General features: G+C 63.3%; 22 protein-coding genes. 16 read left to right on the plus strand and 6 right to left on the minus strand.

Annotated elements, in window-relative coordinates; genetic code table 11:
- Positions 1–216 precede the first annotated feature (216 nt).
- The 7 genes from accB (at position 217) to GT613_RS01110 (ending at position 7,829) form a co-directional block, all read left to right on the plus strand.
- Positions 217–2,106: an acetyl-CoA carboxylase biotin carboxyl carrier protein gene (gene accB, locus GT613_RS01080; protein WP_009609311.1), complete on the plus strand. Its 1,890-nt coding sequence runs from the start codon at positions 217–219 to the stop codon at positions 2,104–2,106.
- The gene (gene accC / locus GT613_RS01085) at positions 2,106–3,458 is read left to right on the plus strand and encodes an acetyl-CoA carboxylase biotin carboxylase subunit (RefSeq protein WP_009306662.1); all 1,353 of its coding nucleotides are present in this window, start codon (positions 2,106–2,108) and stop codon (positions 3,456–3,458) included. The genes accB and accC overlap by 1 nt, the downstream gene beginning before the upstream one ends.
- Complete coding sequence (locus GT613_RS01090) at positions 3,455–3,802, plus strand: Asp23/Gls24 family envelope stress response protein (RefSeq protein WP_009306661.1); 348 nt, start codon at positions 3,455–3,457, stop codon at positions 3,800–3,802. The genes accC and GT613_RS01090 overlap by 4 nt, the downstream gene beginning before the upstream one ends.
- Positions 3,803–3,827: 25 nt before the next feature.
- A complete protein-coding gene (gene nusB, locus GT613_RS01095; RefSeq protein WP_009306660.1) occupies positions 3,828–4,430 on the plus strand; it encodes a transcription antitermination factor NusB in 603 nt (200 codons plus the stop codon).
- On the plus strand, positions 4,420–4,680 hold the full coding sequence (locus GT613_RS01100; protein WP_009306659.1) for an exodeoxyribonuclease VII small subunit: 261 nt from the start codon (positions 4,420–4,422) through the stop codon (positions 4,678–4,680). Before nusB ends, GT613_RS01100 begins: the two co-directional genes overlap by 11 nt.
- A gap of 19 nt (positions 4,681–4,699) precedes the next feature.
- A complete protein-coding gene (dxs, locus tag GT613_RS01105) occupies positions 4,700–6,577 on the plus strand; it encodes a 1-deoxy-D-xylulose-5-phosphate synthase (protein ID WP_009306658.1) in 1,878 nt (625 codons plus the stop codon).
- Between the two features lie 199 nt (positions 6,578–6,776).
- Positions 6,777–7,829 (plus strand): inorganic phosphate transporter, encoded by a 1,053-nt coding sequence (locus tag GT613_RS01110; RefSeq protein WP_009306657.1) that lies wholly within the window; start codon positions 6,777–6,779, stop codon positions 7,827–7,829.
- Between the two features lie 75 nt (positions 7,830–7,904).
- Here GT613_RS01110 and GT613_RS01115 read toward each other — a convergent pair whose 3' ends face one another.
- A complete protein-coding gene (locus GT613_RS01115) occupies positions 7,905–8,078 on the minus strand; it encodes a YegP family protein (RefSeq protein ID WP_009306656.1) in 174 nt (57 codons plus the stop codon).
- A gap of 468 nt (positions 8,079–8,546) precedes the next feature.
- On the minus strand, positions 8,547–9,062 hold the full coding sequence (locus GT613_RS01120; RefSeq protein ID WP_009609360.1) for a GNAT family N-acetyltransferase: 516 nt from the start codon (positions 9,060–9,062) through the stop codon (positions 8,547–8,549).
- Between the two features lie 186 nt (positions 9,063–9,248).
- Here GT613_RS01120 and GT613_RS01125 point away from each other — a divergent pair, with 186 nt between their 5' ends.
- The 4 genes from GT613_RS01125 to rpsA all read left to right on the plus strand — a co-directional run bounded on the left by GT613_RS01125 (position 9,249) and on the right by rpsA (position 13,086).
- Positions 9,249–10,523, plus strand: a complete 1,275-nt coding sequence (locus tag GT613_RS01125; RefSeq protein WP_035585729.1) for an ammonium transporter — start codon at positions 9,249–9,251, stop codon at positions 10,521–10,523.
- A gap of 15 nt (positions 10,524–10,538) precedes the next feature.
- Complete coding sequence (locus GT613_RS01130; RefSeq protein WP_009306653.1) at positions 10,539–10,877, plus strand: P-II family nitrogen regulator; 339 nt, start codon at positions 10,539–10,541, stop codon at positions 10,875–10,877.
- A gap of 318 nt (positions 10,878–11,195) precedes the next feature.
- Positions 11,196–11,612 carry a Fur family transcriptional regulator gene (locus GT613_RS01135; RefSeq protein ID WP_015761232.1) on the plus strand — a complete coding sequence of 139 codons (417 nt, stop codon included), beginning with the start codon at positions 11,196–11,198 and terminating at the stop codon, positions 11,610–11,612.
- A gap of 256 nt (positions 11,613–11,868) precedes the next feature.
- On the plus strand, positions 11,869–13,086 hold the full coding sequence (rpsA, locus tag GT613_RS01140) for a 30S ribosomal protein S1 (protein ID WP_009306651.1): 1,218 nt from the start codon (positions 11,869–11,871) through the stop codon (positions 13,084–13,086).
- Between the two features lie 106 nt (positions 13,087–13,192).
- On the opposite strand, the gene GT613_RS01145 is transcribed toward rpsA, so the two are convergent.
- Both GT613_RS01145 and GT613_RS01150 read right to left on the minus strand, forming a co-directional pair.
- Positions 13,193–14,509 (minus strand): NCS2 family permease, encoded by a 1,317-nt coding sequence (locus GT613_RS01145; protein ID WP_009609316.1) that lies wholly within the window; start codon positions 14,507–14,509, stop codon positions 13,193–13,195.
- A 145-nt stretch (positions 14,510–14,654) separates the two neighbouring features.
- Positions 14,655–16,580, minus strand: a complete 1,926-nt coding sequence (locus GT613_RS01150; protein WP_161172468.1) for an acyltransferase family protein — start codon at positions 16,578–16,580, stop codon at positions 14,655–14,657.
- Between the two features lie 258 nt (positions 16,581–16,838).
- Here GT613_RS01150 and mnmA point away from each other — a divergent pair, with 258 nt between their 5' ends.
- Together mnmA and coaE are read left to right on the plus strand one after the other, a co-directional pair.
- Positions 16,839–17,897 (plus strand): tRNA 2-thiouridine(34) synthase MnmA, encoded by a 1,059-nt coding sequence (gene mnmA, locus GT613_RS01155; RefSeq protein WP_114519742.1) that lies wholly within the window; start codon positions 16,839–16,841, stop codon positions 17,895–17,897.
- Entirely contained in the window at positions 17,894–18,493 is a 600-nt protein-coding gene (coaE, locus tag GT613_RS01160) for a dephospho-CoA kinase (RefSeq protein ID WP_009306647.1), read from the plus strand. The genes mnmA and coaE overlap by 4 nt, the downstream gene beginning before the upstream one ends.
- Before the next feature lie 260 nt (positions 18,494–18,753).
- Here coaE and GT613_RS01165 read toward each other — a convergent pair whose 3' ends face one another.
- Positions 18,754–19,827, minus strand: a complete 1,074-nt coding sequence (locus tag GT613_RS01165; protein WP_114557927.1) for a YeiH family protein — start codon at positions 19,825–19,827, stop codon at positions 18,754–18,756.
- Between the two features lie 309 nt (positions 19,828–20,136).
- Here GT613_RS01165 and GT613_RS01170 point away from each other — a divergent pair, with 309 nt between their 5' ends.
- The 3 genes from GT613_RS01170 (at position 20,137) to GT613_RS01180 (ending at position 23,704) form a co-directional block, all read left to right on the plus strand.
- A complete protein-coding gene (locus GT613_RS01170) occupies positions 20,137–20,493 on the plus strand; it encodes a KilA-N domain-containing protein (RefSeq protein WP_009306645.1) in 357 nt (118 codons plus the stop codon).
- Between the two features lie 120 nt (positions 20,494–20,613).
- The gene (gene uvrB, locus GT613_RS01175; protein ID WP_009306644.1) at positions 20,614–22,764 is read left to right on the plus strand and encodes an excinuclease ABC subunit UvrB; all 2,151 of its coding nucleotides are present in this window, start codon (positions 20,614–20,616) and stop codon (positions 22,762–22,764) included.
- A gap of 172 nt (positions 22,765–22,936) precedes the next feature.
- Positions 22,937–23,704 carry an SDR family NAD(P)-dependent oxidoreductase gene (locus GT613_RS01180; protein WP_009306643.1) on the plus strand — a complete coding sequence of 256 codons (768 nt, stop codon included), beginning with the start codon at positions 22,937–22,939 and terminating at the stop codon, positions 23,702–23,704.
- Between the two features lie 100 nt (positions 23,705–23,804).
- Here GT613_RS01180 and GT613_RS01185 read toward each other — a convergent pair whose 3' ends face one another.
- Positions 23,805–25,124 carry an MFS transporter gene (locus GT613_RS01185; protein WP_161172469.1) on the minus strand — a complete coding sequence of 440 codons (1,320 nt, stop codon included), beginning with the start codon at positions 25,122–25,124 and terminating at the stop codon, positions 23,805–23,807.
- Positions 25,125–25,304: the final 180 nt, after the last annotated feature.

Here is a 25,304-nt window from a genome sequence, read left to right on the forward strand (position 1 = left end):
GTAACGGCGCGCAAAACCCAAGCCGTCATCCAGCGATTACAATGCAGCGTCTTTTTGATGAGCGTGCTGCATACGTATGGCCGCCTCGGCCTCCCGCCGCTCGAAATCTGTTGCTTGTCGGTGAATTTCCCCGGTCATGGCTATCGCGGCAAGGGGTTACTCTATAATTCTTGTTTCGATCTTTGACTAACTGCAAACCGAAGGGGGTGTGAGTTCATGCCAAGGCTTCAGATCATGGATACCACCATCCGTGACGGCCAGCAAAGCCTCTGGGCCACGCGTATGCAGATCGGCGACATGCTGCCGATCCTGCCTAAAATGGACCGTGTCGGGTACTGGGCCATCGAGGCGTGGGGCGGTGCGACGTTCGACACGTGCATGCGTTTCCTCGACGAGAACCCGTGGGAGCGGCTGCGATCCATCAAGGCGCAGACGCCGAACACGCCGCTTGCCATGCTGTCTCGCGGCCAGAACCTCGTGGGGTACAAGCATTATTCGCGTGACATCTGCAATCACTTCATCAAGGCCGCGAAGCGCAATGGCGTGCATGTCTTCCGCGTGTTCGACGCGCTCAACGACATCCGCAACGTCGTCGACAACGCCGAAGCCATCAAGGAATGCGGCGGTCACTTCGAAGGCGCCATCTCCTACACGATGTCGCCCGTGCACACGCTGGACAGCTTCCTCGACTACGGTCAGAAGCTCAAGGATCTCGGTGCCGACTCCATCTGCATCAAGGACATGGCGGGCATGCTCACGCCCTACCGCACCGAGCGCATGGTGAAGGCGTTCAACGCCGAAATCGGTTTGCCGTTGCACATCCACTGCCATTACGTCGGCGGCATGGCGCCCGCCAACATCCTCAAAGCCGCCGAAGCCGGAGCCGCCATCGCCGACACGGCTCATGCGCCGCTGGCGTTCGGCAACTCGCATCCGGCCGTCGAGATGATCGTGGCCGCGCTCCAGGAGAGCCGCTACGACACCGGCCTCGACCTCGACCTCCTGTTCGAGATCGCCGAATACTGGGAAGACATACGCAAGCGCGGACACTACAAGCGCGGCGTCTCGTCGCTCACGCACATGCAGGTGTACTCGCACCAGGTGCCGGGCGGCATGATGTCGAACCTCGTGTCGCAGCTTGAGATCCAGAACGCCGCCGATCGCCTGCCCGAGGTGATGCGCGAGATTCCGAAGGTGCGCGCCGAGGTGGGCTATCCGCCGCTCGTCACGCCGTTGTCGCAGATCGTGGGCACGCAGGCTGTGTTCAACGTGCTCACCGGCAAGCGCTGGAGCGTCGTGTCCAAGGAGATGAAGGACTACATCTGCGGCTACTACGGCAAGGCTCCGGGCCGCATGGACAAGGACATCGTGGCGAAGGTCGTGGGCAACTCCGAAATGCTGCCGCCCGACGTGGCACCCGGCTCGCTGGTCACCACCACCTACGCTCAGGTTGAAGAAGAGATCGGCGACCTCGCGAAGAGCGAGGAGGACGTGCTCATGTACGCCCTGTTCCCGAACGAGGCGCGCACGTTCCTGAGCAAGCACCGCACATCGGAGAAGGTCGATTTCCTCATGGAGCAGGAGTCGAGCCACACCAAGGAGGACGATTACGTGGACATCAATCAGATTCGCGAGCTGGTTCGCGTCGCCGAGGAAAGCGGCGTCGGCGAGATCGTAGTTGAGGAAGAGGGCACCCGCATCGCCGTACGCATGCCGGGAACGATGTCGGCCGAGGCCGCTGCCGTGGCCGCTGCGGCCGCGCCGGTTGCCGCCGTGGCTCCGGCTCCCGCCGCCGCTCCGGCAGCCGCTGCCGACGACGTGGAGCGTCCGAGCGATTGGTACGCCGTCACGGCTCCCATGGTGGGCACGTTCTATACCTCCCCGGCACCCGGCGAACCGCCGTTCGTGCAGGTGGGGGACGAGGTTGCCGCCAACCAGACGCTGTGCATCGTCGAGGCCATGAAGCTCATGAACGAGATCGCCGCCGAGGAGATGGGCACCGTCCGCGAGGTGTGCCTCGAGGACGCCACGCCCGTCGAGTTCGGCACGGTGCTGTTCTACATCGAGCCCCACGGTGCCCCGGCTCCGGCTCCGGAGACGGCATAATGTTTAACAAGATTCTCATCGCGAACCGCGGCGAGGTGGCGCTGCGCATCATGCGCGCCTGCAAGGAGCTGGGCGTGAAGACGGTCGCGGTCTACTCGACCGAGGACGCCGACACCTATCCCGTGCAGTACGCCGACGAGGCCGTGTGCATCGGCCCCGCTCAGGCGAACAAGAGCTACCTCATCATGGCCAACATCATCGCCGCGGCGAAAACCACCGGCGCGGAAGCCGTGCATCCCGGCTACGGCTTCCTCGCCGAGAACGCCGACTTCGCCCGCGCCTGCGCCGATAACGATCTCGTGTTCATCGGCCCGGCTCCCGAGTGCATCGAGCGCATGGGCGACAAGAGCTCCGCGCGCGAGACGATGAAAGCGTGCGGCGTTCCCACCGTTCCCGGTTCCGACGGCTGTATCGAGACGGCGGCCGAGGCTAAGGCGTTCGCCGACAGCGTGGGCTATCCGGTGCTCATCAAGGCCACGGCGGGCGGCGGCGGCAAGGGTATGCGCGAAGTGCACGACCCGGCCGATCTCGAGGCTCAGTACCAGGCCGCGCGCACCGAGGCCGGGGCAGCGTTCGGCAACGACGGCGTGTACCTGGAGAAGCTCGTGCTGCGTCCGCGCCACGTGGAGATCCAGGTGCTGGCCGACGACTTCGGAAACAACGTCGCCCTGTGCGAGCGCGACTGCTCCGTGCAGCGTCGTCATCAGAAGCTCATCGAGGAAGCGCCCTCGCCGGCCCTGACCGAGGATCTGCGCCGCGCCATGGGCGTGGCGGCCATCAAGGCCGTGCGCGCCGTGAACTATAAGAACGCTGGAACCATCGAGTTCTTGCTCGACGAGCGCGGGTCGTTCTACTTCATGGAGATGAACACGCGCGTGCAGGTGGAGCACCCGGTGACCGAGCAGATCACCGGCACCGACATCATCAAAGAGCAGCTGCGCATCGCTTCTGGCGAGCCCATGAGCTGCGCTTCCCGTGCGCCGTTCTCGCCTGCGGGCCATGCTATCGAGTTCCGCATCAACGCGGAAGATCCGCAGCACGGCTTCCGCCCGTGCCCTGGCACCATCACGAAATTCGAAGCCCCGGCCGGCCCCGGCGTGCGCGTGGAAAGCTACGTGCGCACGGGTTCGCGCATCTCGCCGTACTACGATTCGCTGGTGGCGAAACTCGTGGTATACGGCCAGGATCGCGAGGAAGCGCTTGCGCGCGGCCGCCGCGCCCTCGACGAGTTCGTGATCGAGGGCATCGAAACCACGATCGCCTTCCATCGCCGTGTGCTCGATAACGCGATGTTCTGCTCGGGCGATGTGACCACCGACTTCATCGAAACCCAGATGGGAGACGTACTATGACAGAGCTTAACGTCGACGGCATGGCGCTTGCGCCGGGCGTCGTCGAAACCATCGTGTCCATCGCGGCCAACGAAGTGGAGGGCGTGGCCTGCATCGGCCCGTCCACCACGAGCGGCCTGCGCTCCGTGTTCGGCAGCAAGCCCTCCACTCAGGGCATCGACATCACGGTGGACGAGGAGGACAAGCTGCACATCTCCATTCGCGTGGACGTGTACTACGGCTATGTGCTGCCCGACCTCGCCGCCAACATCCGTCAGGCTATCTCCGACGCGGTGACCAGCCAGGTTGGCATTCCGGTAGGCTCTGTGGACGTGTACATCGACGGCATGCAGTTCGCCCGCTAAGCGTCCGGAGGCTTTAAGAATCTATATGGCTGCTAAACGACATGAACGAACCAGCGCGCGCCGTGCCGCGCTCCAAGTGCTGTACACCAGCGAGATAACCGACGAGTCGCCCGCGGCAATCGCCGAGGGCGACCGTCGCCTGGAAGAAGACGGTCCGCTGCCCGAATACGCGTTGATGCTGGTGCGAGGCGTGGAGTCGCATCGCATCGCTATCGACAACCACCTTGCCGCCACGTCCGAGAACTGGTCGTTGGCCCGCATGCCCATCGTCGACCGCTCGATTCTGCGGTTGGCCACGTTCGAGATGATGTACATCGACGACGTGCCCACCTCGGTCACCATCAACGAGGCGGTTGAGCTGGCGAAGGACTTCGGTGGGGAAGACGAATCCCATCGCTTCGTCAACGGCATTCTGGGTCGTATCGCCAAGATGCTGGAGGGGGAGGAGGGCCAGGAGGCCGATGCCCCTTCTTCTTGCGATGCGGATGCCGCTGGCAACGAAGAGCCTCTGGCGATGCGGGAGAACGAAATCGCGGAACCCGAAAGCGAGCCCCTCGCGGCTCAGAAGTGCGGGTCGCCGGAGCAGGAGGGCGAGTCGCCGGAAGGAGCCTCCTCCTATGGCGCTTGAGTCGTATGATAGCTTCGAGGCGGTAAAGTCCCGCCTCGAAGAAATCGTCGACGCGGTGAGCAGCGACGAGCTGGAGCTTGACGCTGCGCTCGCCTTGTACGAGGAAGCGGTAGGACTCGGGCTTCGCGCCAGCGATTTGCTCGAGGAGAACATCGAAGCGCAGCAGGGCGTCGAGGAAGCGGGCGAGCGGTCTGCCGAGTCGTCCGACGAGGCGTCTGCGCAGGAGACGGGTGCGCCGGTTTCGGCGTAGCCCCTGTTGAAGGATGCATATGGATAATCGTATTCTCGATATGGTGTCGTCCCCTGCCGATCTGAAACTGCTCACGAACGAAGAGCTGTCCATTCTGGCGCAGGAGGTGCGCGAGGAGATCGTGACGACGGCTTCTCAAACCGGCGGTCACGTTGCGTCATCGTTGGGCGCGGTGGAGATCATCCTGGCCTTGCACAGCATGCTCGATTGCCCGCACGACAAGATCGTGTTCGACGTTGGGCACCAGGCTTATGCGCATAAGCTGATCACCGGCCGCCTCGATGATTTCGGCACGTTGCGCACCTACGGCGGCCTGTCCGGGTTTCCGAAGCCCGACGAGAGCCCCTACGACGTGCATCCGTCGGGTCATGCGTCCGACTCGCTGTCGGTGGCGCTCGGTCTGGCGCAGGCGCGCGAACTCTCGGGCGGCGACGAGAAGATCGTGGCCGTCATCGGCGACGCGGCCCTGTCGGGCGGTATGGCGTTCGAAGCGCTCAACCACATCGGCCAGGCGCAGACGCCCATGGTGATCATCCTCAACGATAACGAGATGTCCATCTCGCGCAACGTGGGCGCGCTCATGAAGCACCTCGGTTACATGCGAGCCACGCCTCAGTATCGTCAAACCCGCGACTCCGTGCAGGAGGCGCTCGAGAGCAGCGGGGCTTTCGGCAGCGCGCTTGCGAACTTCGGACGCAACGTGAAGGAGTCGATGAAGCAGTTCGTCATCCCGCGCTCGATGATTTTCGAACAGCTGGGCATCCTGTGCACGGCGCCCATAGACGGTCATGATATCGGCCTGCTCAAAGAGACGTTGGCGTCCGTGATGAACACCGACGTTCCCGTGCTCGTGCACGTGGTCACGCGCAAGGGCGCGGGATACGCGCCGGCGGTCCAGAACCCTGAGAAGTTCCACGGTATCGCGCCGTTCGATATCGCGACGGGGGATGTGAAGAAGAAAGCGGCATCGGCGCCGTCGTACACGAGCGTGTTCGGCAAGGCGCTGGCCGCCGAAGCGCGACGCGACGAGCGTATCGTGGCCATCACGGCCGCCATGAAGGGCGGTACCGGCTTGGACGCGTTCGCCGAAGAGTTCCCCGATCGGTTCGTGGATGCCGGCATCGCCGAGGAGCACGCGGTGGGCCTGGCCAGCGGCTTGGCGACGGGCGGCAAGAAGCCGGTTGTGGCCATCTACTCAACGTTCTTGCAGCGAGCCATCGACCAGGTCATCATCAACAACGCGCTGCCGGATCTCGACGTTGTGTTCGCCATAGACCGCGCCGGCATCGTGGGCGAGGACGGCCCGACGCACCATGGCATGTTCGACCTCGCCTACATGCGCATGATCCCGCATATGAGGATGCTGGCTCCTTCCAACGAGGCCGAGCTCGTGCATGCGCTGCATACCGCGCTCGCGCTGGGCGGGCCTTTCGCCATCCGCTACCCGCGCGGAGCGGCCGAGGGCGTAGCCTTGCCCGACGAGCCGCAGGTATTGGAAGAGGGGAAGGCGCGCGTGGTTCGCGAAGGCGACGACGTGGCCATCCTTGCGTTCGGGCGTATGGTGCCGCGCGCCGAAGCGGCGGCCGAGCTGCTGTCCGAGAACGGCATCGAGGCGCGCGTGGTGGACATGCGCTGGGTCAAGCCGCTCGATGCGGAAGAAATAGCCCGTGCGGCGCAAACGAAGCTCGTCGTGACGGTGGAGGGCGGTATCATCTCCGGTGGCGTAGGCGAGGCCGTGCTGGGCGAGCTGGCGCGCCAAGGCCTCGCGGTCCCCGCGCTGACGTTGGGCATCCCCGACACGTTCGTGCCCCAGGGTTCCACGAACCAGCTGTTGCACGACCTGGGCTTGGACGCCGAAGGCATCGCCGCTTCCGTGCAGGAGCGTCTCGCGCGGTAAAAACGATCGTTCTTGGCATGAAGGCGCCGGCTGCAATTGTGCAGCCGGCGCCTTTTCTTTACATTCGGCGCATCCTTCGCGCGCGTGTGACAAGCGATTTTACCTAAACTTGATCTTTCCGTTGCCTGATCCTGACATTGCATCCCTATCATTGCTCCGAGTGCTTTGTCTTCAACGTTCGGGTTCGGAGGAAACCGGCATGAGCTATGATCTGGGAGCGTTCGCCGCGGCGCTCATGGGCGACCCGGTGCTCGCCCTCATCGTCGTCCTGACGCTGGGCGCCACCGTGGTGAACGGGGCTACCGACGCCCCCAACGCCATCGCCACCGTGGTGGGCACGAAGGCTATGAGACCCGGTCCCGCCATTGCGATGGCGGCGGTATGCAACTTCGTGGGGTTGGCCGCCATCACGATGGTGTCGTCGGCTGTGGCGCTCACCATCTTCAAGATGGTCGACTTCGGCGGCGACAACCAAGCCGCCCTCATCGCGCTCGCGGCGGCCATGGTGGCCATCATCGTCTGGGGTGTGACTGCGTGGTACTTCGGCATCCCCACCTCTCAAAGCCACTCGCTCATCGCCGGCATCACCGGCGCGGCCATCGCCCTGCAGGGCGGCCTGACGGGCGTGAACGGCGACGAGTGGGTGAAGGTCGTCTACGGCCTGGTCATCTCCACATTCCTGGGCTTCGGAACTGGCTGGCTGTTCACCAGGCTCATCAAGAAGCTGTGCTGCCGCGCTTCGCGCGCGAAGGCGAACTCGTTCTTCAAATGGGCGCAGATCATCTCGGGCGCGGGCGTGGCCGTGCTCCATGGGGCGCAGGACGGCCAGAAGTTCATGTCGTTGTGCATGCTGGGTATCATGATCGGCATGAGCGGCGCGGTGGACGCGAACGTCGAGTTCCCGTTCTGGCTGATCATCCTCGTGTCCGCCACCATGGCTTTGGGCACGGCGGTGGGCGGCAAGAAGATCATCAAGTCCGTGGGCATGAACATGGTGAAGATGGAGCAGTACCAGGGCTTCGCTGCGTGCCTGTCGGCTTGCTTCTGCATCGGTCTGGCCACGTTCACCGGCATGCCCGTGTCCACCACGCACACGAAGACCACCGCCATCATGGGCGTAGGAGCCGAGAAGAGCATCCGCACGGTGAAGTGGGGTCTGGCCGGCAGGATGGTGCTCACCTGGGTGCTTACCTTCCCCGGCTGCGGTTTGCTGGCTTTCGCGTTCACACACTTGTTTCTGATGTTCATGTAGGCGTTCGATCGGGCGGGGCTTTGGTTTGCCGCCCGGAAATGCTGCGACCCCCGGATCGGGGGTCGCTTTCATGCGTTAGTCCTCTTCCACCACTTCGGCTTCGGGCGCGTTCTTCTTGACGCTCTCGATGCCCTTCTTGCAGGAATCCTTCGTCGTGTACACCTGCGACGTGGCGATGACCTCGCCGTTGTCGGCCTTCAGCACGAAGTGGCATCCCGCGTCGGTGGTCTTGATCACGAACTTTCCCATACGATCGCACCCTTTCTCGAGTCCTTTGCCGGTACGTCGATCATACCTCGTGCAAAGTGCGACGTTCGTCCTATTCGGGAGACTAAACGTAGGGTTGAAGGTGACTCGCCGCTACCGGGGTGTCTTTCGTTTTTCCGGTTCGTCGCAGTCAAGCTCATCGATTTTGGCACGAATTCACGGTTTGGGCAGAAGATTTAGGACTCGGAAAACTCATGACCTGGCATTATGCTGTTGCACTTGCCATGCGCTCGGCAAAATAGATGCAGATTAGTGCCCGAACCGTGAATTCGTGCCAGATTCGAGGGACGCTACCGAAACGTTGCTGAAGCAGATGGGGGCGCGGCGGGTTCGCGCACGGATGCCGACAACGGTAGGTCGGGGTGCGCGCGGAAGCGAGGCGGTGGCAGGACGCTCGTGCCCGCAGGGGCCGCGCGAGTTCGCGAACCTGCGCGCTCGGCGCGCCGTTCGCTAGCGCTCGACGTGCTTCTCCATGATGTAGTCGTCCATGACGAAGCCGTTGCCGATATCGGTTTCCACCGCGTCGATGGTTTCGAAGCCCTTGCCGAGATAGGCGCGGATGCCCAGGTCGTTCTGCTTGTTCACCGTGAGGTACATCGCGTCCAGCCCGCGTTCGAGGCAGAGGCGCTCGTAGAAGGCGATGGCCCGCGAGGCGAATCCCTTGCCGCGCTCCTCGGCGCGCAGATACACCTTCGAGATGAAGAAGCGGTTCGTCTCGGGCTCCACGCGCCCGCCCGTGTACCCCGCGATGCGCCCGTCGTCTTCGGCGCGCATGAACCAATATTCGTAGGCGTGCTCGCGCATGTCGCGCTCGATGGCTTCCAGGCTTTGGAAGTTCTCCACCATGTAGTCGGTCTGCGCGTCGCCGATGAGGGCGGGCCAGTACTCGTGCCATATCTCGTCGGCCAGCGCGGCGAGGCGCTGTCGGTCGTCGGCGGTGCGGACGGGGTCGAATGCGATGCTCATGGAACTGCAACCTTTCGCGGATGGCGGTCGTGCGTGTTTCCCTATTGTAACGCGGGCGCTTCGTGTTTGTTACAAGACCTTTCCCAGCGTGTTAACAGTGCTCGCCGCGGCGCAATGCCAGGTCAAAGCGTGGGATCATCGAATATGTTCTCGACAAGCAGCACGACGATAAGGAGGTAGATGCGTATGTTCGACGCAGGATCGACGGGCTTCATGCTGGTTTGCGCGATGCTCGTCTTGCTGATGACGCCCGGCCTGGCGTTCTTCTACGGGGGTTTGAGCCGCCGCAAGAACGTCGTGAACACGATGATCATGTCGTTTGCGGTGATCGGCATCGTCGGCGTCACATGGACGGTGTGCGGCTGGTCGTTCGCCTACGGCGGCGACGGCTCGATTCCGTTCTTCGGGGGCTTCGATCAGATCGGCCTGCAAGGACTTGTGGCCGGCATCGTGAGCGAGGCGCCCGAAGCGCTGAGTCACGACGCGTATCCCGCGATGGCCGACGTGGTGTTCCAACTGGCGTTTTGCATGATCACCACGGCCATCATCACCGGCGCGGTGGCCGGTCGCATGAAGTTCGGCGCGGTGTGCGCGTTCGTGGCCGTATGGACCGTCGTGGTGTACCCGCCGCTCGCCCACATGGTGTGGGGCGGCGAAGGCAGCCTCGTGGGCGACACCATCGGCGCGCTCGACTTCGCGGGCGGCGACGTGGTGCACATCTCGTCCGGCCTCACGGGGCTCATTCTCTGCCTGATCGCGGGCAAGAGGCGCGGGTTCGGCATGGTGAGCTACCGTCCCCACAACGTGCCGTTCGTGGCGCTGGGCGCGACGCTTCTGTGGTTCGGATGGTTCGGCTTCAACGCGGGCTCCGAGTTCGCCCCCGACGGCGTGGCGGCGCTCGCGCTGGCGAACACGGTGGCGGCGTCGGGCGCGGCGCTCGTGTCCTGGATGCTCATCGAGCGCGTGCGCGCAGGCAAGCCCACGCTCGTGGGCGCGGCGACCGGTTTGGTGGCGGGCCTCGTGGTGATCACGCCGGCGGCGGGCTTCGTGGAGCCGTGGGCCGCGGTGGTCATGGGCCTCGTCGTGTCGCCCGTGTGCTACTTCGCCGTGTCGTTTCTCAAGCGGAAGCTGGGCTACGACGACGCGCTCGACGCCTTCGGCATCCATGCCGTCGGCGGCGTCACGGGCGGCGTGCTGACCGGCTTGTTCTGCGTGCCGGAGCTGTCGTGGACCGACTTCGGCGGCCTCGTCTACACGGGAGATCCCACGCTGCTGGGCGCTCAGGTGCTGGGCATCCTCGTGACCGTGGTGTTCGTGGGCGTGCTCGACGTGGTGCTGGGCTTCGCCGTGAAGGCGTGCTTCAAGGGCAGCCTGCGCGTGAGCGAGGCCGAGGAAGCGCAAGGCCTCGACGTGGCCGCGCACGGCGAGAGCGCGTACCCGGCCTACGTGGGCCTCGACTAAAGAAGGAGTGCGACTATGAAGAAGATCACGGCCATCGTGCGGCCCGAGAAGCTGGAGCCGCTCAAGGAGGCGCTGTTCGCTGCGCAGGTGTCGGGCATGACCATCTCGCAGGTGCAGGGCTGCGGTAAGCAGCACGGGTGGAAGGAGTACTACCGCGGCACCGAGGTCATGCTGAACATGATCCCGAAGGTGAAGTTCGAACTGGTGGTGGACGACGGCGAGGTGGGTCCGCTCGTCGACCTCATCCGCGCTACGGCGCGAACCGGGGAAGTGGGCGACGGCAAGATATTCGTCTTCCCCGTGGAAGACGTCGTGCGCATCCGCACCGGGGAAACCGGAGAGGATGCCGTGTAGAAGATGCGGGGCTGACCGCCCCTACGTCGCAATGCGTGACGGCTCCGTAGGGGCGGCCTGCTGGCCGCCCGTCGCTTCTCGGCGCCTCAGGGCCGGGATCCCCTTCACGGCAGTGGTTTTCGTGATCCCGCGTAGCCGAACCGGCCGTTTCTGGCGAGCGCATCGCAAGCGCCGGGCAATCGGCCGAATCGGGCCGGTTTGTGGACGTTCGCGGGAACGCGGCGGCCGTTCGTGATGTGTGCTTGTCTTTCCATACTAATGATATATAATCCTAATTAATCAATAGTATGGGTTAGATATACGAACGGCAGGACTATTATGGCTACGGAAAAAGCAGAGCGCGCCACGACGCGCAACACTATTCAGAGAGCGCTCGTCTTGGAGGCGGTGCAATCACTGCATAACCATCCCACCTCGGCAGACGTGTACGAGGTGGTGCGCGCGCGCCACCCCAATATTTCGCGTGCCACGGTGTACCGCAACCTCGGCGTGCTGGCGAACCGCGGGGAAGTGCTGCGGGTTGAAGTTCCCAACGGCGCCGACCGCTACGATTTCCTCAACAAGCCGCACTACCACGCGAAGTGCCGCATATGCGGCGGCGTGTTCGACATCGACATGCCCTATCAGGACGATATCGTATCGCGGGTTTCCGATGCGCACGGCTTCACCATCGAGCATCACGAGATCATTTTCGACGGTGTGTGCGCCCACTGCAAGGCTAGTGCCGAGAACTGATCGAGCCTTTTCTACCGTGCGGAGAGAGTCGGAATTATCGTGAGAGTTCGTCAAAATGAGCGCAGCGGCCGGGTGCCGCTGTGCTATACTACTATGGCTTATAGCACGGAAGCTGTAAGCGTACGGTAATGTAGGCCCCCGAGACATGTTTGTTACACCGCTGCACGGGCAAGTTTCTTGCACAAGCGAACATGGTAAAGTAGCAAGTAATCATGACGAAGGGTCCCCGATTAGAAAGAATTGAAAGGGGTCCGTTTTGACCGACATCAAAAACACGTCCGTCATCGACTTCGAGGACATCTCCGACGAGCAGATGAATGCGATGATCGACGGCACGCTGACCGAGTTCGACGAGGGCGACCTGGTCGACGGCACGGTCGTCAAGATCGAGCACGACGAGGTGCTCGTCGACATCGGCTTCAAGAGCGAGGGCGTCATCCCGTCGCGCGAGCTGTCCATCCGCAAGGATGCCGATCCGTCCGACATCGTGGAGCTGGGCGAGAAGATCGAAGCCCTCGTTCTCCAGAAGGAAGACAAGGACGGCCGCCTGATCCTCTCCAAGAAGCGTGCCGAGTACGAGCGTGCTTGGATTCGCGTCGAAGAGAAGTTCAAGGCCGGCGAAGTGGTCACGGGCGAGGTTATCGAAGTCGTCAAGGGCGGCCTCATCCTCGATATCGGCCTGCGCGGCTTCCTGCCGGCATCGCTGGTCGACCTTCGTCGTGTCAAGGATCTCGACATGTACCTGGGCACCGAGATCGAAGCCCGCGTCATCGAGATGGACCGCAACCGCAACAACGTCGTGCTGTCCCGCCGCGTGCTGCTTGAGGAAGGCCGCAAGAACGAGCGCGCCGAGATCCTCGCGAAGCTGTCGAAGGGCATGCGCCTCAAGGGCACCGTTTCCTCGATCGTCGACTTCGGCGCGTTCGTCGACCTCGGCGGCATCGATGGCCTCGTGCACATCTCCGAGCTGTCCTGGAACCACGTCAACCATCCCTCCGAGGTCGTCAAGGTCGGCGACGAGGTGGAGGTCGAGGTTCTGGACGTCGATCTGCAGCGCGAGCGCATCTCGCTCGGCCTCAAGCAGACGACGGAGGATCCGTGGGTCAAGCTCGTCGAGAGCTACCCGGTGGGCACCATCGTCGACGGCAAGGTGACGAAGATCGTGCCGTTCGGCGCGTTCATCGAGCTGGGCCAGTCCATCGAGGGTCTGGTGCACATCTCCGAGATGGCCATGCGCCACATCGACACCCCGGCTCAGGTCGTGAAGGCCGGCGACGAGGTGAAGGTGAAGGTCATGGAGATCAACCCCGAGCGTCGCCGCATCTCCCTGTCCATGAAGGCCGCCGCGGCCGACCTGGGCTTCGAGATCGAAGTGGACGAGTCCATCCAGGTTGAGGAGAAGCCGGCCAAGAAGAAGGCCGAGAAGGCTGACGCTCCCGCCGAGGAAGCCGCCGCTCCCGAGGCTGCCGAATAGCCTAAGCGTCCATAACGCGTATATGAAGGCCGGTCGCAAGACCGGCCTTCTTTTGCTATTGGAGCCGACGACGCAAGTGCCGGCTCTTTTCTGAACGCAGACGCTTCTATGCGAAGATGAACGAAGCCAAAAACGCTAGGGCGGCTACCCACATAAGGGGCTTCACGTCGCGGAACTTGCCTTGGGCAACCTTGATGATGCAGTAGGAGATGAAGCCCAAGCCGATGCCGTTGGCGATGGAGTACGTCATGGGGATGCCCACGATGGTAAGGAATGCCGGGAATGCAGAAGCGATGTCGCTCCAATCGATTTCGCCGATCTCGGTCATCATGAGGTATCCCACCACCACAAGGGCTCCGCAGGTGGCCGAGCTGGTTACCATGCCGATAACCGGCGCGAGGAACGCGCAAGCCACGAACGCGATGCCGATGACGATGTTCGACAGGCCGGTGCGGGCACCGGCTGCCGCGCCGGAGACGGATTCCACGAACGACGTGATGGAGCTCGCTCCGATGAAGCCGCCGGCTGCCGCCGCGGCCGAATCCACGATGAGGATAGGCTGCACGTCTTCGACATCGCCTTTCTTGTCCACGAAGCCAGCGCGGCTGCCTACGGCCACCACAGTTCCCATGGTGTCGAAGAAGTCGCTCATGAGCAGGCTGAATACGAACAGCAGTAGCACGGGCTGCACGATGACCTGCGCGATGGCCAGCGTGCCCTCGGGCGTGACTTGGAACGGAGCTGCGAATGCGGAGAAGTCGGGCGCGAACGAGAAGTCGGTGACAGGAGGAGTCACGCCCATCGGAATGCCGATGATAGTGGCCGCCACGATGGAGATCAGCAGGGCGCCTTTGAGATTGACGGCGGTGAGCACCACGGCCACGATGATGGAGATGGCGGCCACAATGGCGGTCGGGCTGGTGAGATCGCCCAGCGCAAGGAACGTGGATTCGTCGGCGGCGATGAATCCACCGCCCTTCAGCCCGATGAATGCGATGAACAAACCGATGCCGATGCCGATGGCGCGTCTGAGAGATACGGGGATGGCATCCATGACGGCTTTACGCAAGCCGCAAAGCACCAGCAGCAAGATGAGGATGCCTTCCAGGAACACGACGGCCATGGCCACGCGCCAGTCCACGCCGAGGCCGAGGCACAGCGAATAGGCGACGATGGCGTTGATGCCCATCCCGGAGGCGAGCGCGATGGGACGGTTCGCGAACAGGCCCATCGCGACCGTCATGATGGCGGCGCCGAAACAGGTCGCGGTCAGTGCGGCGTTGAACGGGATTCCCGCCGCCTCCATCATCGCCGGATTCACCGCGATGATGTACGCCATGGCGAGAAACGTCGTCAGGCCGCCAATAACTTCGTTGGAGACAGTGCTGCCTCGCTCGGATATCTTGAAGAACTTGTCTAGCATGTAGAAACCCCCTCGTTGTTCGCGTGGGCCTGCGTAGCAGGATTCCCATCGTTTGTACATTGCCGCTTTCGCATTGTACAAGTCCGATTACGAAACGGGAAGGGTATAAGCGCCTTTCGAAGATGCTTCAGGCTGGCGGCGAGGGTTACTCTCGGGGCTTTAGATTGCTCGCCGCGTTCGCGGCGAGCGCGCGCACGGTGTCGGAGGAGGCTTTCTGCGCGTTGTCGGCAGCCAGTTCGAGCGGCGACTTGACCACGACGGCTTCGTCGCTTTCGGCGTGGACGGGCAGCAGCGGTGCGACGGCATCGTGGACGAGGCCTATGTAGGCTCGCGCGCCCTCCTCGGTGAGATGGGTGCCGTCTCCGTCGAAGTACTCGTCGTGGCCGGCGCTGGCGGTGTACCAGTCGATCACGTGTACGTTGTCGTGGCGGTCGACCGCGTCGAACATGGCGCCGTTGGTCTGGCCTACCCACGATTGCGGGCTGCGGGTGTTCACGAAGAACACCTGGCGGCCGGGTCCGGCCGCTGCCACGAGTTCGTCGATCTGCTCGTCGGTGGCCGCTCCGTTCGTGCCGAGGGCGAACACCACCACGCCTCCCACGATATCCTGGTCGTTATAGTAGTCGAACGTCTCCTGGCCGGCGTACAGCTGGCGGTTCACGGCGGCGTCGATCGCGCCGTAGGGGAACGTCTCCTCGAACTGGGGGATGGCGCGCACCGAGACCGAGTCGCCGATCATAAGCACGTCGAGCTTGGGCGACTCGGCCGCTGCGTCGTCGACGGGCAGCTCGGGCATCTGCGAGGTGTGGGCCTGCTCGTCCTTCAGCAGGTCGGCGGCGCCGATGGCGGAGGTGGGAGGCACCACGATAAGGCCGATCACGGCCACGATGGTCACGGCCGACCCCGCCAGGACGGGAACGACGTGGTGCTTGAGCCATGCGGGCGGATCGATTTCTTTCGAGCGCACGCCTTTCACGAACGCTCCGATGGCCCCCTTGCGCAAGGGGTTCTCCACGAAGCGGTACGAGAACGCGGCGCAGGCGAACACGACGGCCACCTGCACGAGATACATCCACCACGGCGTCTCGCCCGTGAAGTTGCGCGGGTTCATGAGCAGGAACAGCGGGTAGTGCCACAAGTAGATGCCGTACGAACGCAGGCCTATCCATACAAGCGGCTTCGTTCCGGCGAAGCGCCCGAGCAGGCTCGCAGGATGCACCATCACCGCGATGACGACGGCGGTGAGCACGGAGGCCAGCAGGATGCCGCCGCGGTAGAGGAACGGCGAGAAGCCGTCCACGAACACGATGAGGCCCAGCAGGGCGACGAGCGCGACGATTCCCACGCCGTCCAGGACGTTGCGCACCTGCTTCGTAAGGTGCACGCTCTTCTGGGCTCCCAGCATGTGCGAGGGCCACACGAACGCCAGCCATGCGCCGATAAGCAGCGAGAACGCGCGGGTGTCGGTGCCGTAGTACACGCGGCTCGGGTCGTCCAGCGGGTTGTACAGCAGCGCCATCTCCAGCGCCGACAAGAGGGCGACGATCAGCGTGGCATTGCGCATAGTGGTGCGCTTCACGCCCGTTTTGTGGGCGACCAGCAACACGACCGGCCAGACGAGGTAGAACTGCTCTTCGATGGCGAGCGACCAGAAGTGGGTGAGCGGCGAGGGAGCGCCCAGCGCGTCGAAATAAGAAGCATCTTGGAAGATGTACCACCAGTTCGTCACCCAGAGCAGCGCGGCCCACATGTCGTCGCGCAGCTTCGTGAGCAGGCTGTGGTCGAACAAGGCGCAGAGTGCGGCGGTGCATACGATGATCAGCACGATGGCCGGCATGAGCCGTCGCACGCGTCGCAGCCAGAATTGTGGCAGGTTGATGGTTTCGGTGTTGTCCCACTCGATGAGCAGCAGGCTGGTTATGAGATAGCCCGACAGCACGAAGAACACCGTGACGCCCAACAGGCCTCCAGGAGCCCATTGCATCCCAAGATGGTAGGCGATAACGGCGAGGACGGCGAACGCGCGCAGTCCGTCGAGTGCGGGAATATAGCGTGATTTCGTCCCCGACATGCGAGCCTTGCCCTCCCTTCGATTCTTCGCGCCCCTCGGGCGCGAATTGCCAGTATAACAATGTTTCTACATCTCGTCCGCAACATAAAGAGAGCGAGAGATTCTTCATACGCCATTCAACGAAGCGCTGAAGCAAGGCTTCGGCGATCGTGTGTTAAGAGGTCGGATCGTCTACTCGATCTTCTATCGCCGTGGGATAATCGCGGAAAGACGCGATTTCCCGATGAGCGCATCGGGGCGACAGGAGGAGTGCCGGAAATGAATGCGAGCGGGCGCATTGCGCTCGGAATGAGCGGCGGGGTGGACAGCGCGGTTTCTGCGGCGCTGCTCATGCGCGCCGGGTACGAGGTGGTGGGCGTCACGTGCCGCTTTCGCGACAACGCTGCCACCGAGCGCGCGGCGGCCGATGCGGCGGCCGTGTGCTCCCAGTTGGGCATTCGCCACGAGACGCCGGAGTGCGTGGGCGAGTTCGAACGCTGCGTGGTGGAGCCGTTCGTCTCGTCGTACGCGGCGGGCCTCACGCCTAGTCCGTGCGTGGGTTGCAACGCGCGGTGCAAGATGCCCGCGCTCGTGCGGGTAGCCGACGAACTGGGGTGCGACCGCATCGCCACGGGCCACTACGCGCGCATTGCCCGTCTGTCCGATTCGGGGCGCTTCGTGGTGAAGCGAGCCCTGGACGCGCGCAAGGATCAAAGCTACATGCTTTCGCTGTTGAGCCAGGAGCAGCTGGCGCGCCTCGTGTTGCCGCTGGGGGCCATGACGAAGGCGGAGGTGCGTGTGATCGCGGCCGATCTGGGCCTGGTCGTGGCCGAGAAGGCCGAAAGCCAAGACAACTGCTTCATCGAGGGCGACTACCGTCCGTTTCTGCGCGCGCGTGGCGTGGAAGACGCGCCTGGGGACATTGTGGATCGCATGGGGAATGTGCTCGGCTGCCACGAGGGGCTGGCGAACTACACGGTGGGGCAGCGCAAGGGCATCGGCGTGGCAGGCCCCGAGCCGTACTACGTGGTGGAGAAGCGCGTCGAAACCCGCGAACTCGTGGTGGGTTTTGCCGACGAGACGCTCATCGGCTCCGTCGTGGTGGGCGACATGAACTGGCAAGCGTTCGAATCGCTCGGCGAATCGTACGGCGCGATGGTGAAACTACGCTACCGGAGCCGTCCGTGTGCGTGTATCATAGAGCCGGAAGACGACCAGCGCGTATCGCTCGCGCTGCGGAGTCCGCAGCCAACCACGGCGCCGGGCCAATACGCCGTTCTCTACGACGGCGACACCGTATTGGGAGGCGGCATGATTGAGGAGGTAGTGCACGCATGAAGAAGCTGTTCATCATCGGCGGCATGGGAGCCGGCAAGTCCACGGCCCGCAAGGCGCTGGTCGAGCAAGGTTTGCCGAACATCGATCTCGACCAAGTGGGCCACGACGTCCTTCTGTGGGACACGGTGAAGTCCGAGCTCGTGGAAACGTTCGGCGAGGACATCCTGGGAGCCGACGGCGAGATCGACCGCCGCGCACTGGCTGCCAAGGCGTTCGTGAGTCCGGCCGAGACGCGCAAGCTCAACCGCATCACGCTGCCGCGCATCGAAGAGGCGTTCACCGACCGCGTGGCCGAGCTGGAGGCTGAAGGCCACAAGGCCGTCGTGGTGGAGCATTCGGTGTTCAAGAACCGCCAGACGTCGCTCGCTTACGACGCCGACGTGGTGATCGCCGTCCTCGCGCCCATCGACCTGCGTATCGAGCGTGCGGTGAAGAGCGGTTGGGACGAGACCGACGTGCGTCGTCGCATCGCCCAGCAGATCACCGACGCGGATCGCATCGAGGCGTCCGACGTGGTGTTCAACAACGACGGTACTCCCGAGGAGATGCGCAACAAGGTGCTGGCCTGGTGGGGAGAGTATTCCAAGGACCTGTAGGTCCTCGCGTTCAACCTGCGGGGACGGGTCGTGGTCGAGGGGTCTGCAACTCAGACAGTCCTGCTCGCACGAACAGCCCGCTGGGCTGTTCGGCTCGTGCGGAACTCGTATCAGACCCCTCGCCCACGACCCGTCCCTGGTAAAGCTGCGGGCTTCGGTTCTTGGCCGGAGCCTGTTTTGGTTGTTGGGGGCGTTGTCATCCTGAGCGGAGGCGCGAAGCGCCGGAGTCGAAGGATCCCGTGCGGCGTCAGCGGTGGCCGCTACCACAATCCCAGGACGTGCTGCATTCCCAGGCTGACGGCGGCGATGGCCACCCAGCAGCAGAGGCCCATGAGGATGGGCTTGCCGCCCGACTTCACGAGATGCACGATGTCGGTGTTCAGGCCGATGGCGGCCATGGCCATGACGATGAAGAACTTCGACAGCGTTTTGAGCGGCTCGAACACGGCCGCGTCGATGCCGGCGGACACTGCTATCGTGGTGATGACGGACGCGGCCAGGAACAGCAGGATGAACACGGGCAGCGCGCGACGCAGGCTGAAACCTCCCAGCTTGCCTGCGGGCTTCACCACGCTGTGCCCCTGCGCTTCGAGCGCGATGGGGTCGCGGCTTTCGCGACGCGCCACCCAAATGCCCAGCACCAGCGTGATGGGGATGATGGCCAGCGTGCGGGTGAGCTTCACGATAGTGGCCTGGTCGAGCGCGTTCGAGCCGGGATGCATGCCGTCCCATGCCGCGGCGGCTGCCGTCACCGACGAGGTGTCGTTCACGGCGGTGCCGGCGAACAGGCCGAAGCCTTCGTTGGTCATGCCCAGCGCGTTGCCCAGCGATGGGAAGATAAGGGCGGCTAGCACGTTGAACAGGAAGATGACCGAGATGGCCTGGGCAACGTCCTTGTCGTGCGCCTTGATGACAGGCGCGGTGGCCGCGATGGCCGAACCGCCGCAGATGGACGAGCCCACGCCGATGAGCGTCGAGATCTCCGAGGGCATGCGCAGCACTTTGTGCAGCAAAAACGCCACGATCAGCGCAGTGGCGATGGTTGAGCCGATGATGGGCAGCGACATCATGCCCACCTGGGCGATCTGCGCGAGGTTCAACCCGAAGCCCAGCAGCACGACGGCGGCCTGCAACACCTTCTTGCCGGTGAACGCGATGCCGGTCTGCACGCGGCCGCGCGTGGGCTGCTTCCAGAACACGGCGATGGCCATGCCGGCCAGGATGGCGAACACGGGCGCGCCGATGATGGGGAACCGCTGTCCGACGAACCAGCACGGCAATGCGAGGGCGAGGCATACGGCCAGGCCGGGTATGTTCTTCAAGGCGTTGGTCACGGTCGATCCTTCTGCTATCGAACGGGTGCGCGCTCCGTATGCGTGAGCGACGGCGTCAGAGTATACCATTGCCGTGTGGCTGTCGCGGTTATCGAACTCGCTACAATACTGAAAATTTACGAACATATGTTTGTAAATCTGTGATATGATGCTAGCATCATAAAAGAACCAGTGCAAGTGCTTGCCGGTCTGCGTGCTCGGCCGGATGCCCATAGAGGCGGCGGCTGTTCCGCGCCGCCCGTACCATGCTTGCAAGATCCGCAGGATCCTCTCAGATCATCGGAACAGATAAAGAGAGGTGCATGCCGTATGTCTGATCGTGCGACGATCAACGCGCAAGGTATCGAAGTGACGTTTTATAAAGGCGATGCCTATGCTGATTACGTTTCGCTTACCGATATTGCGCGCTATAAAAGCCCCAAGCCGAAAGATGTGATAAAGAATTGGATGAGGACTCACGATGTTATCGAATATCTGGGTCTTTGTGAAACCCTGTACAATCCAAGCTTTAAAGGGGTCGAATTCGACTCCTTTAAAGCTCGTTCGGGCAGCAATTTGAACCGGGCGGCGCGAGAGCAGCTCTCGCTGCTGCTTCGGTCGAGCGCAGCCGACGGGTTGGAGGGCGGAGAGCTAGGCTCGGGGCGTGCGTTGCCCTCCGCTTCGTAACCGTTTACTAACGAACATCTGTTCATGTTACAGATGCTGTGATACACTGGATTTCCTGCGAAGTTTTACGTTGCGCGGCTCCGACGCGTCGGTGCTCCGCTGTTGTTCGGAAGGAGCAGCATGGCTCATCTTTCCAATATCGAAGGCATCGAGATGGAGGGCAAGCTGCCCGAGGTTCGTCTTGCCTCCACGCCGTTCAAAGTGGTGTCTCCGTACGAGCCGGCGGGCGATCAGCCGCAGGCCATCGAGAAGCTGGCGACCGGCGTCAAGGAGGGCTTGCGCTATCAGAACCTGCTGGGCGTCACCGGTTCCGGCAAGACGTTCACCATGGCGAAGGTCATCGAGGCCGTGCAGAAGCCCACGCTGGTCATGGCTCCGAACAAGACGCTGGCGGCGCAGCTGGCCAGCGAGCTGAAGGAGTTCTTTCCTGACAACGCCGTGGTGTACTTCGTGTCGTACTACGATTACTACCAGCCCGAGGCGTACGTGCCCTCGTCGGACACGTTCATCGAGAAGGACGCGTCCATCAACGAAGAGGTGGAGAAACTGCGTCATGCGGCCACGTCGGCTTTGCTGTCGCGGCGCGATTGCATCGTGGTGGCGTCGGTGTCGTGCATCTACGGCATTGGCAGCCCGATGGACTACGCCGGCATGGCCGTGTTCGTGGACAAGCAGAAGGACATGGATCGCGACCAGGTCATCCATGAGCTCATCGATATCCAGTACGACCGCAACGACTACGAGCAGAAGCGCGGCACGTTCCGCGTGCGCGGCGATGCGCTCGATGTGTTCCCGCCTTACGCCGACCATCCGATCCGCATCGAGTTCTGGGGCGACGAGATCGAGTCCATCACCGAGATCGACAACGTGACGGGCGAAGTGCTGAGCGAGTTCGAGGCTCTGCCTATCTGGCCGGCCTCCCACTACGTGACCGCGCGTCCGAAGATGGATCGCGCGCTGGGCACCATCCGCGACGAACTGCGCGAGCGCTTGCAGCAGTTCAAGGAGGAAGGCAAGCTGCTGGAGGCGCAGCGCCTCGAGATGCGCGTGAACTACGACCTCGAGATGCTGGAGACGATGAACTTCTGCTCGGGCATCGAGAATTACTCGCGCCACATGGACGGACGCGAGCCGGGAGAGCCGCCCTACACGCTGATCGACTATTTCCCGAAAGACTTCTTCTGCATCATCGACGAGAGCCACGTGACGGTTCCGCAGATCCGCGGCATGCACGAGGGCGATCGCTCGCGCAAGATCACATTGGCCGAGCACGGCTTCCGTCTGCCCAGCTGCCTGGACAACCGTCCGCTGCGCTTCGACGAGTTCGAGGATCGCATCCCGCAGTTCGTGTACGTGTCGGCCACGCCGGGCGACTACGAGCAGAAGGTGTCGCAGCAGCAGGTGGAGCAGATCATCCGCCCCACCGGCCTGCTGGATCCCGAGATCATCGTGCGCGGCTCGGCATCGCAGATCGACGACATCATCGACGAGTCGAAGGAGCGCGCTGCGCGCGATGAGCGCGTGCTCATCACCACGCTGACGAAGAAGATGGCCGAGGACTTGACGGACCACCTGCTGGACCAGGGAGTGAAGGCGCGCTACATGCACTCCGACATCGCCACGCTCGAGCGCGTCGAGATCCTGCGCGATCTGCGCCGCGGCGAGTTCGACGTGCTGGTGGGCATCAACCTTTTGCGCGAGGGCCTGGACCTGCCGGAGGTATCGCTCGTCGCTATCTTGGATGCCGACAAGGAAGGTTTCCTGCGCAACCACCGTTCGCTCATCCAGACCATCGGCCGCGCGGCTCGAAACGTGTCGGGGCAGGTGATCATGTACGCCGACAAGATGACGGATTCCATGGCGCTGGCCATCGATGAGACGAAGCGACGCCGCGCCATCCAGATGAAGTATAACGAGGAGCACGGCATCGAGCCGCAAACCATCCGTAAGGCCATCAACGACATCATGAGCTACGTCACCGACGAGATGGGCGGCACCACGGCCGAGCAGGTGAACAAGGAGCTGGCCGAGCTGTCGCGCGAAGAGGTGCTGCGCATCATCCAGTCGATGGAGGACGACATGGCCTCGGCATCCCAAAGCATGGACTTCGAGGAAGCCGCCCGCCTGCGCGACCAGGTGGTCAAGCTGCGCGTCCAGGTGGAGGGCGGCAGTGAGGACGACGTGTTGAAGGACCTCAAGAAGAACGCCCGCAAAGGCAGCGCGTACGGCAATCGAAAGAACGCCGCATACGGCAGCGCCCGGAGGTCGTGAGATTGCCCGAGAGGCCGCTCGTCGCGTGAAGCGCGCCGCTCGACGCGATCGTTTCGGGTGGAAAAGCCGCTGGCCGAACACGTCTTTGAGTTCTCAGGGCGCGATAGCATGCCCGCATGCGCGCCACGGTACCATACGGGGCAGGCTGTGCAGGCGAATCGAAGGAGAAAGCATGGACATGGGCTTGAAGGACAAGGTGGTGCTGATCACCGGCGGTGGCGGCGGTATCGCTCGGGGTATCGAGCGCGCATTCGCCACCGAGGGTGCGAAGTTCATCCTCACCGACCTGTTCCCCGGCGGTCTGGAAGCGGCAAAGGAGGAGCTTGAGCGCGATTTCGGCTCCGAAGTGTTCACGATTCTCGCGAACGGATCGGTGGAAGAGGAGGTGCGGGCGGCGGTCGAAGCGGGCGCCGAGCACTTCGGCGGGCGCATCGACGTCCTGATCAACAACGCGCAGGCGTCGGCGTCGGGATTGACGCTGGTCCAGCATTCGGAGGAGGACTTCGACCTGGCGGTTCGATCCGGCCTGTACGCGACGTTCTTCTACATGAAGCATGCCTACCCTTACCTGAAGGAGACGGCGGGATCCGTCATCAACTTCGCTTCCGGCGCGGGCATCGGCGGCAATCCAGGACAGAGCTCCTACGCTGCGGCGAAAGAGGGCATCCGAGGCATGAGCCGCGTGGCCGCATCGGAGTGGGGCCCCGACAACATCAACGTGAACATCGTATGCCCTATCGTCATGACGAAGGCGCTCGAGGAATGGCGCGAGCGCGAGCCCGAGATGTACGAGAAGAACGTGAAGGCGATCCCGCTCGGACGCTTCGGCGACGCGGAGAAGGACGTAGGACGCGTGTGCGTGTTCCTGGCCAGTCCCGATGCCTCGTTCGTAACGGGCGACACCATCATGGTGCAGGGCGGCTCCGGCATGAAGCCGTAAAGCTGCGCCAAACGCCAACCCTCCCTAACTCGGCGAAAACGGGGGCTGCTCGACAGTATCGAGCAGCCCCCGTTTCGATGTTATGCACAAGAGGAAGTGGCTAGCCCTCTTCCGAGACTGCTCCGATCTCCGCGTTCGCCTCGGCCGCGCTGTCGCGCAGGACGTGCGGCTCGTCATGATCGAGGGCGCGCACGCTCTTGAACAGGTACACGCTCAGTCCCAGCGCAATGCATACGAGGCCGTCTGCCACGAAAAACGCTGCCACGCCCATAGCTTCGGCGGCCACGCCGCCGATGGCGATGCCCACGGGGGAGGCCAGTCCCATGGCGGCCATGGCCAGGCCCAGCGCGCGGCCCGTCTTCTCCTCGGGCACGTTGCGCTGGATGAGCGTGATCAGCGGTCCGTTGAACCAGGAGCATGCCAGCGCCATGACGGCGCACAACGCAACGAACGCCCAGAACATGGTGGGGGCGAGGAATCCGCACGCCGTGGTGGTGACACCCACGATGAGGGAGGCCACCGCGATGAGTCCGGCCAGGCGCTTGCCGCCGCCCCAGGTCATGAGCACGACGGATCCCGCGATCATCCCTACGCCGAACGCGGCTTCTACGACGGACGCCATGTAGCCGTCGCCGCCGAAGTGATCGTACGTCATAAGCGGGAAGATGGCGCCCAGCGGGGCGAACGCCATCATGCCGATGGTGATGCCGGCGATGAGCACGACGAGCCCACGGGTTGCCGACAGCGCTTTCCAGCCGTCGCGAAGGTTCGCCAGCACATGCTGGTTCTCGGCGGTCTCGTCGGCGACGGTGGGGATCTTCGCCAGCGCAAGCCCCGCCACGGCCACGAGGGCTCCGGCGAAGTCGAGGAACATCACGGAGTGGAATCCGATGGTGGTGTACAGGAAGATGCCGAACGCGGGTGCGCCGATGGACGCTACGGACATGAGCAGCTGGTCGAGCGTGTTGATGCGCAGCAGATACTTCTCGGGCACGAGCAGCGGCATGGCGGCCATCATGGCGGGGCCGTGGAAGGCCTGTCCGATGCTGCGCACGATGACGAGGATCATGAGCAGCGGAAACGATACTTGCCCGAACAGGATGACGATGCCCAGCCCCAGCGACACGATTCCCACGGACAGGTCGGCCACGATCATGACCGTCTTGCGGTTGTGCTTGTCGGCGATGACGCCGCCGAAGGGCGACAGCAGTCCTTGCGGCAGATACGCGCAGATGGCGGCCGCGGCCAGCATGATGGCGCTGCCCGTGGTCTCGGTGATGTACCACACCACGGCGTATCCCGCGGCGTAGCTGGTGATCATGGAAGCGGCTTGTCCGCCCCAGATGGTGGCGATGATCGCAAGCCAGCGCTTCGGCAGCTCGCGACCGGCTGCGCTCAGGGGCGCGGTCGATGCAGTCATGGATAGCTCCTATAGAACGAGATGGTTGGATGAACGTCAGTGTGGGGTAGCGAACGCGGTTGCGCTACCAATTCTAGATGGAAGAAGGCCGCCGAAGCGGCAACTATGCGTTGCGCGAACGCGCGGCGCAGGGATGAATCGCAAATCGACTGAGCGATTTAGCGGAAAAGGCGACCAGCC

Origin of the sequence: Eggerthella sp. BIOML-A4, assembly GCF_009875575.1 — a bacterium.
Taxonomy (GTDB): Bacteria; Actinomycetota; Coriobacteriia; order Coriobacteriales; family Eggerthellaceae; genus Eggerthella; species Eggerthella lenta.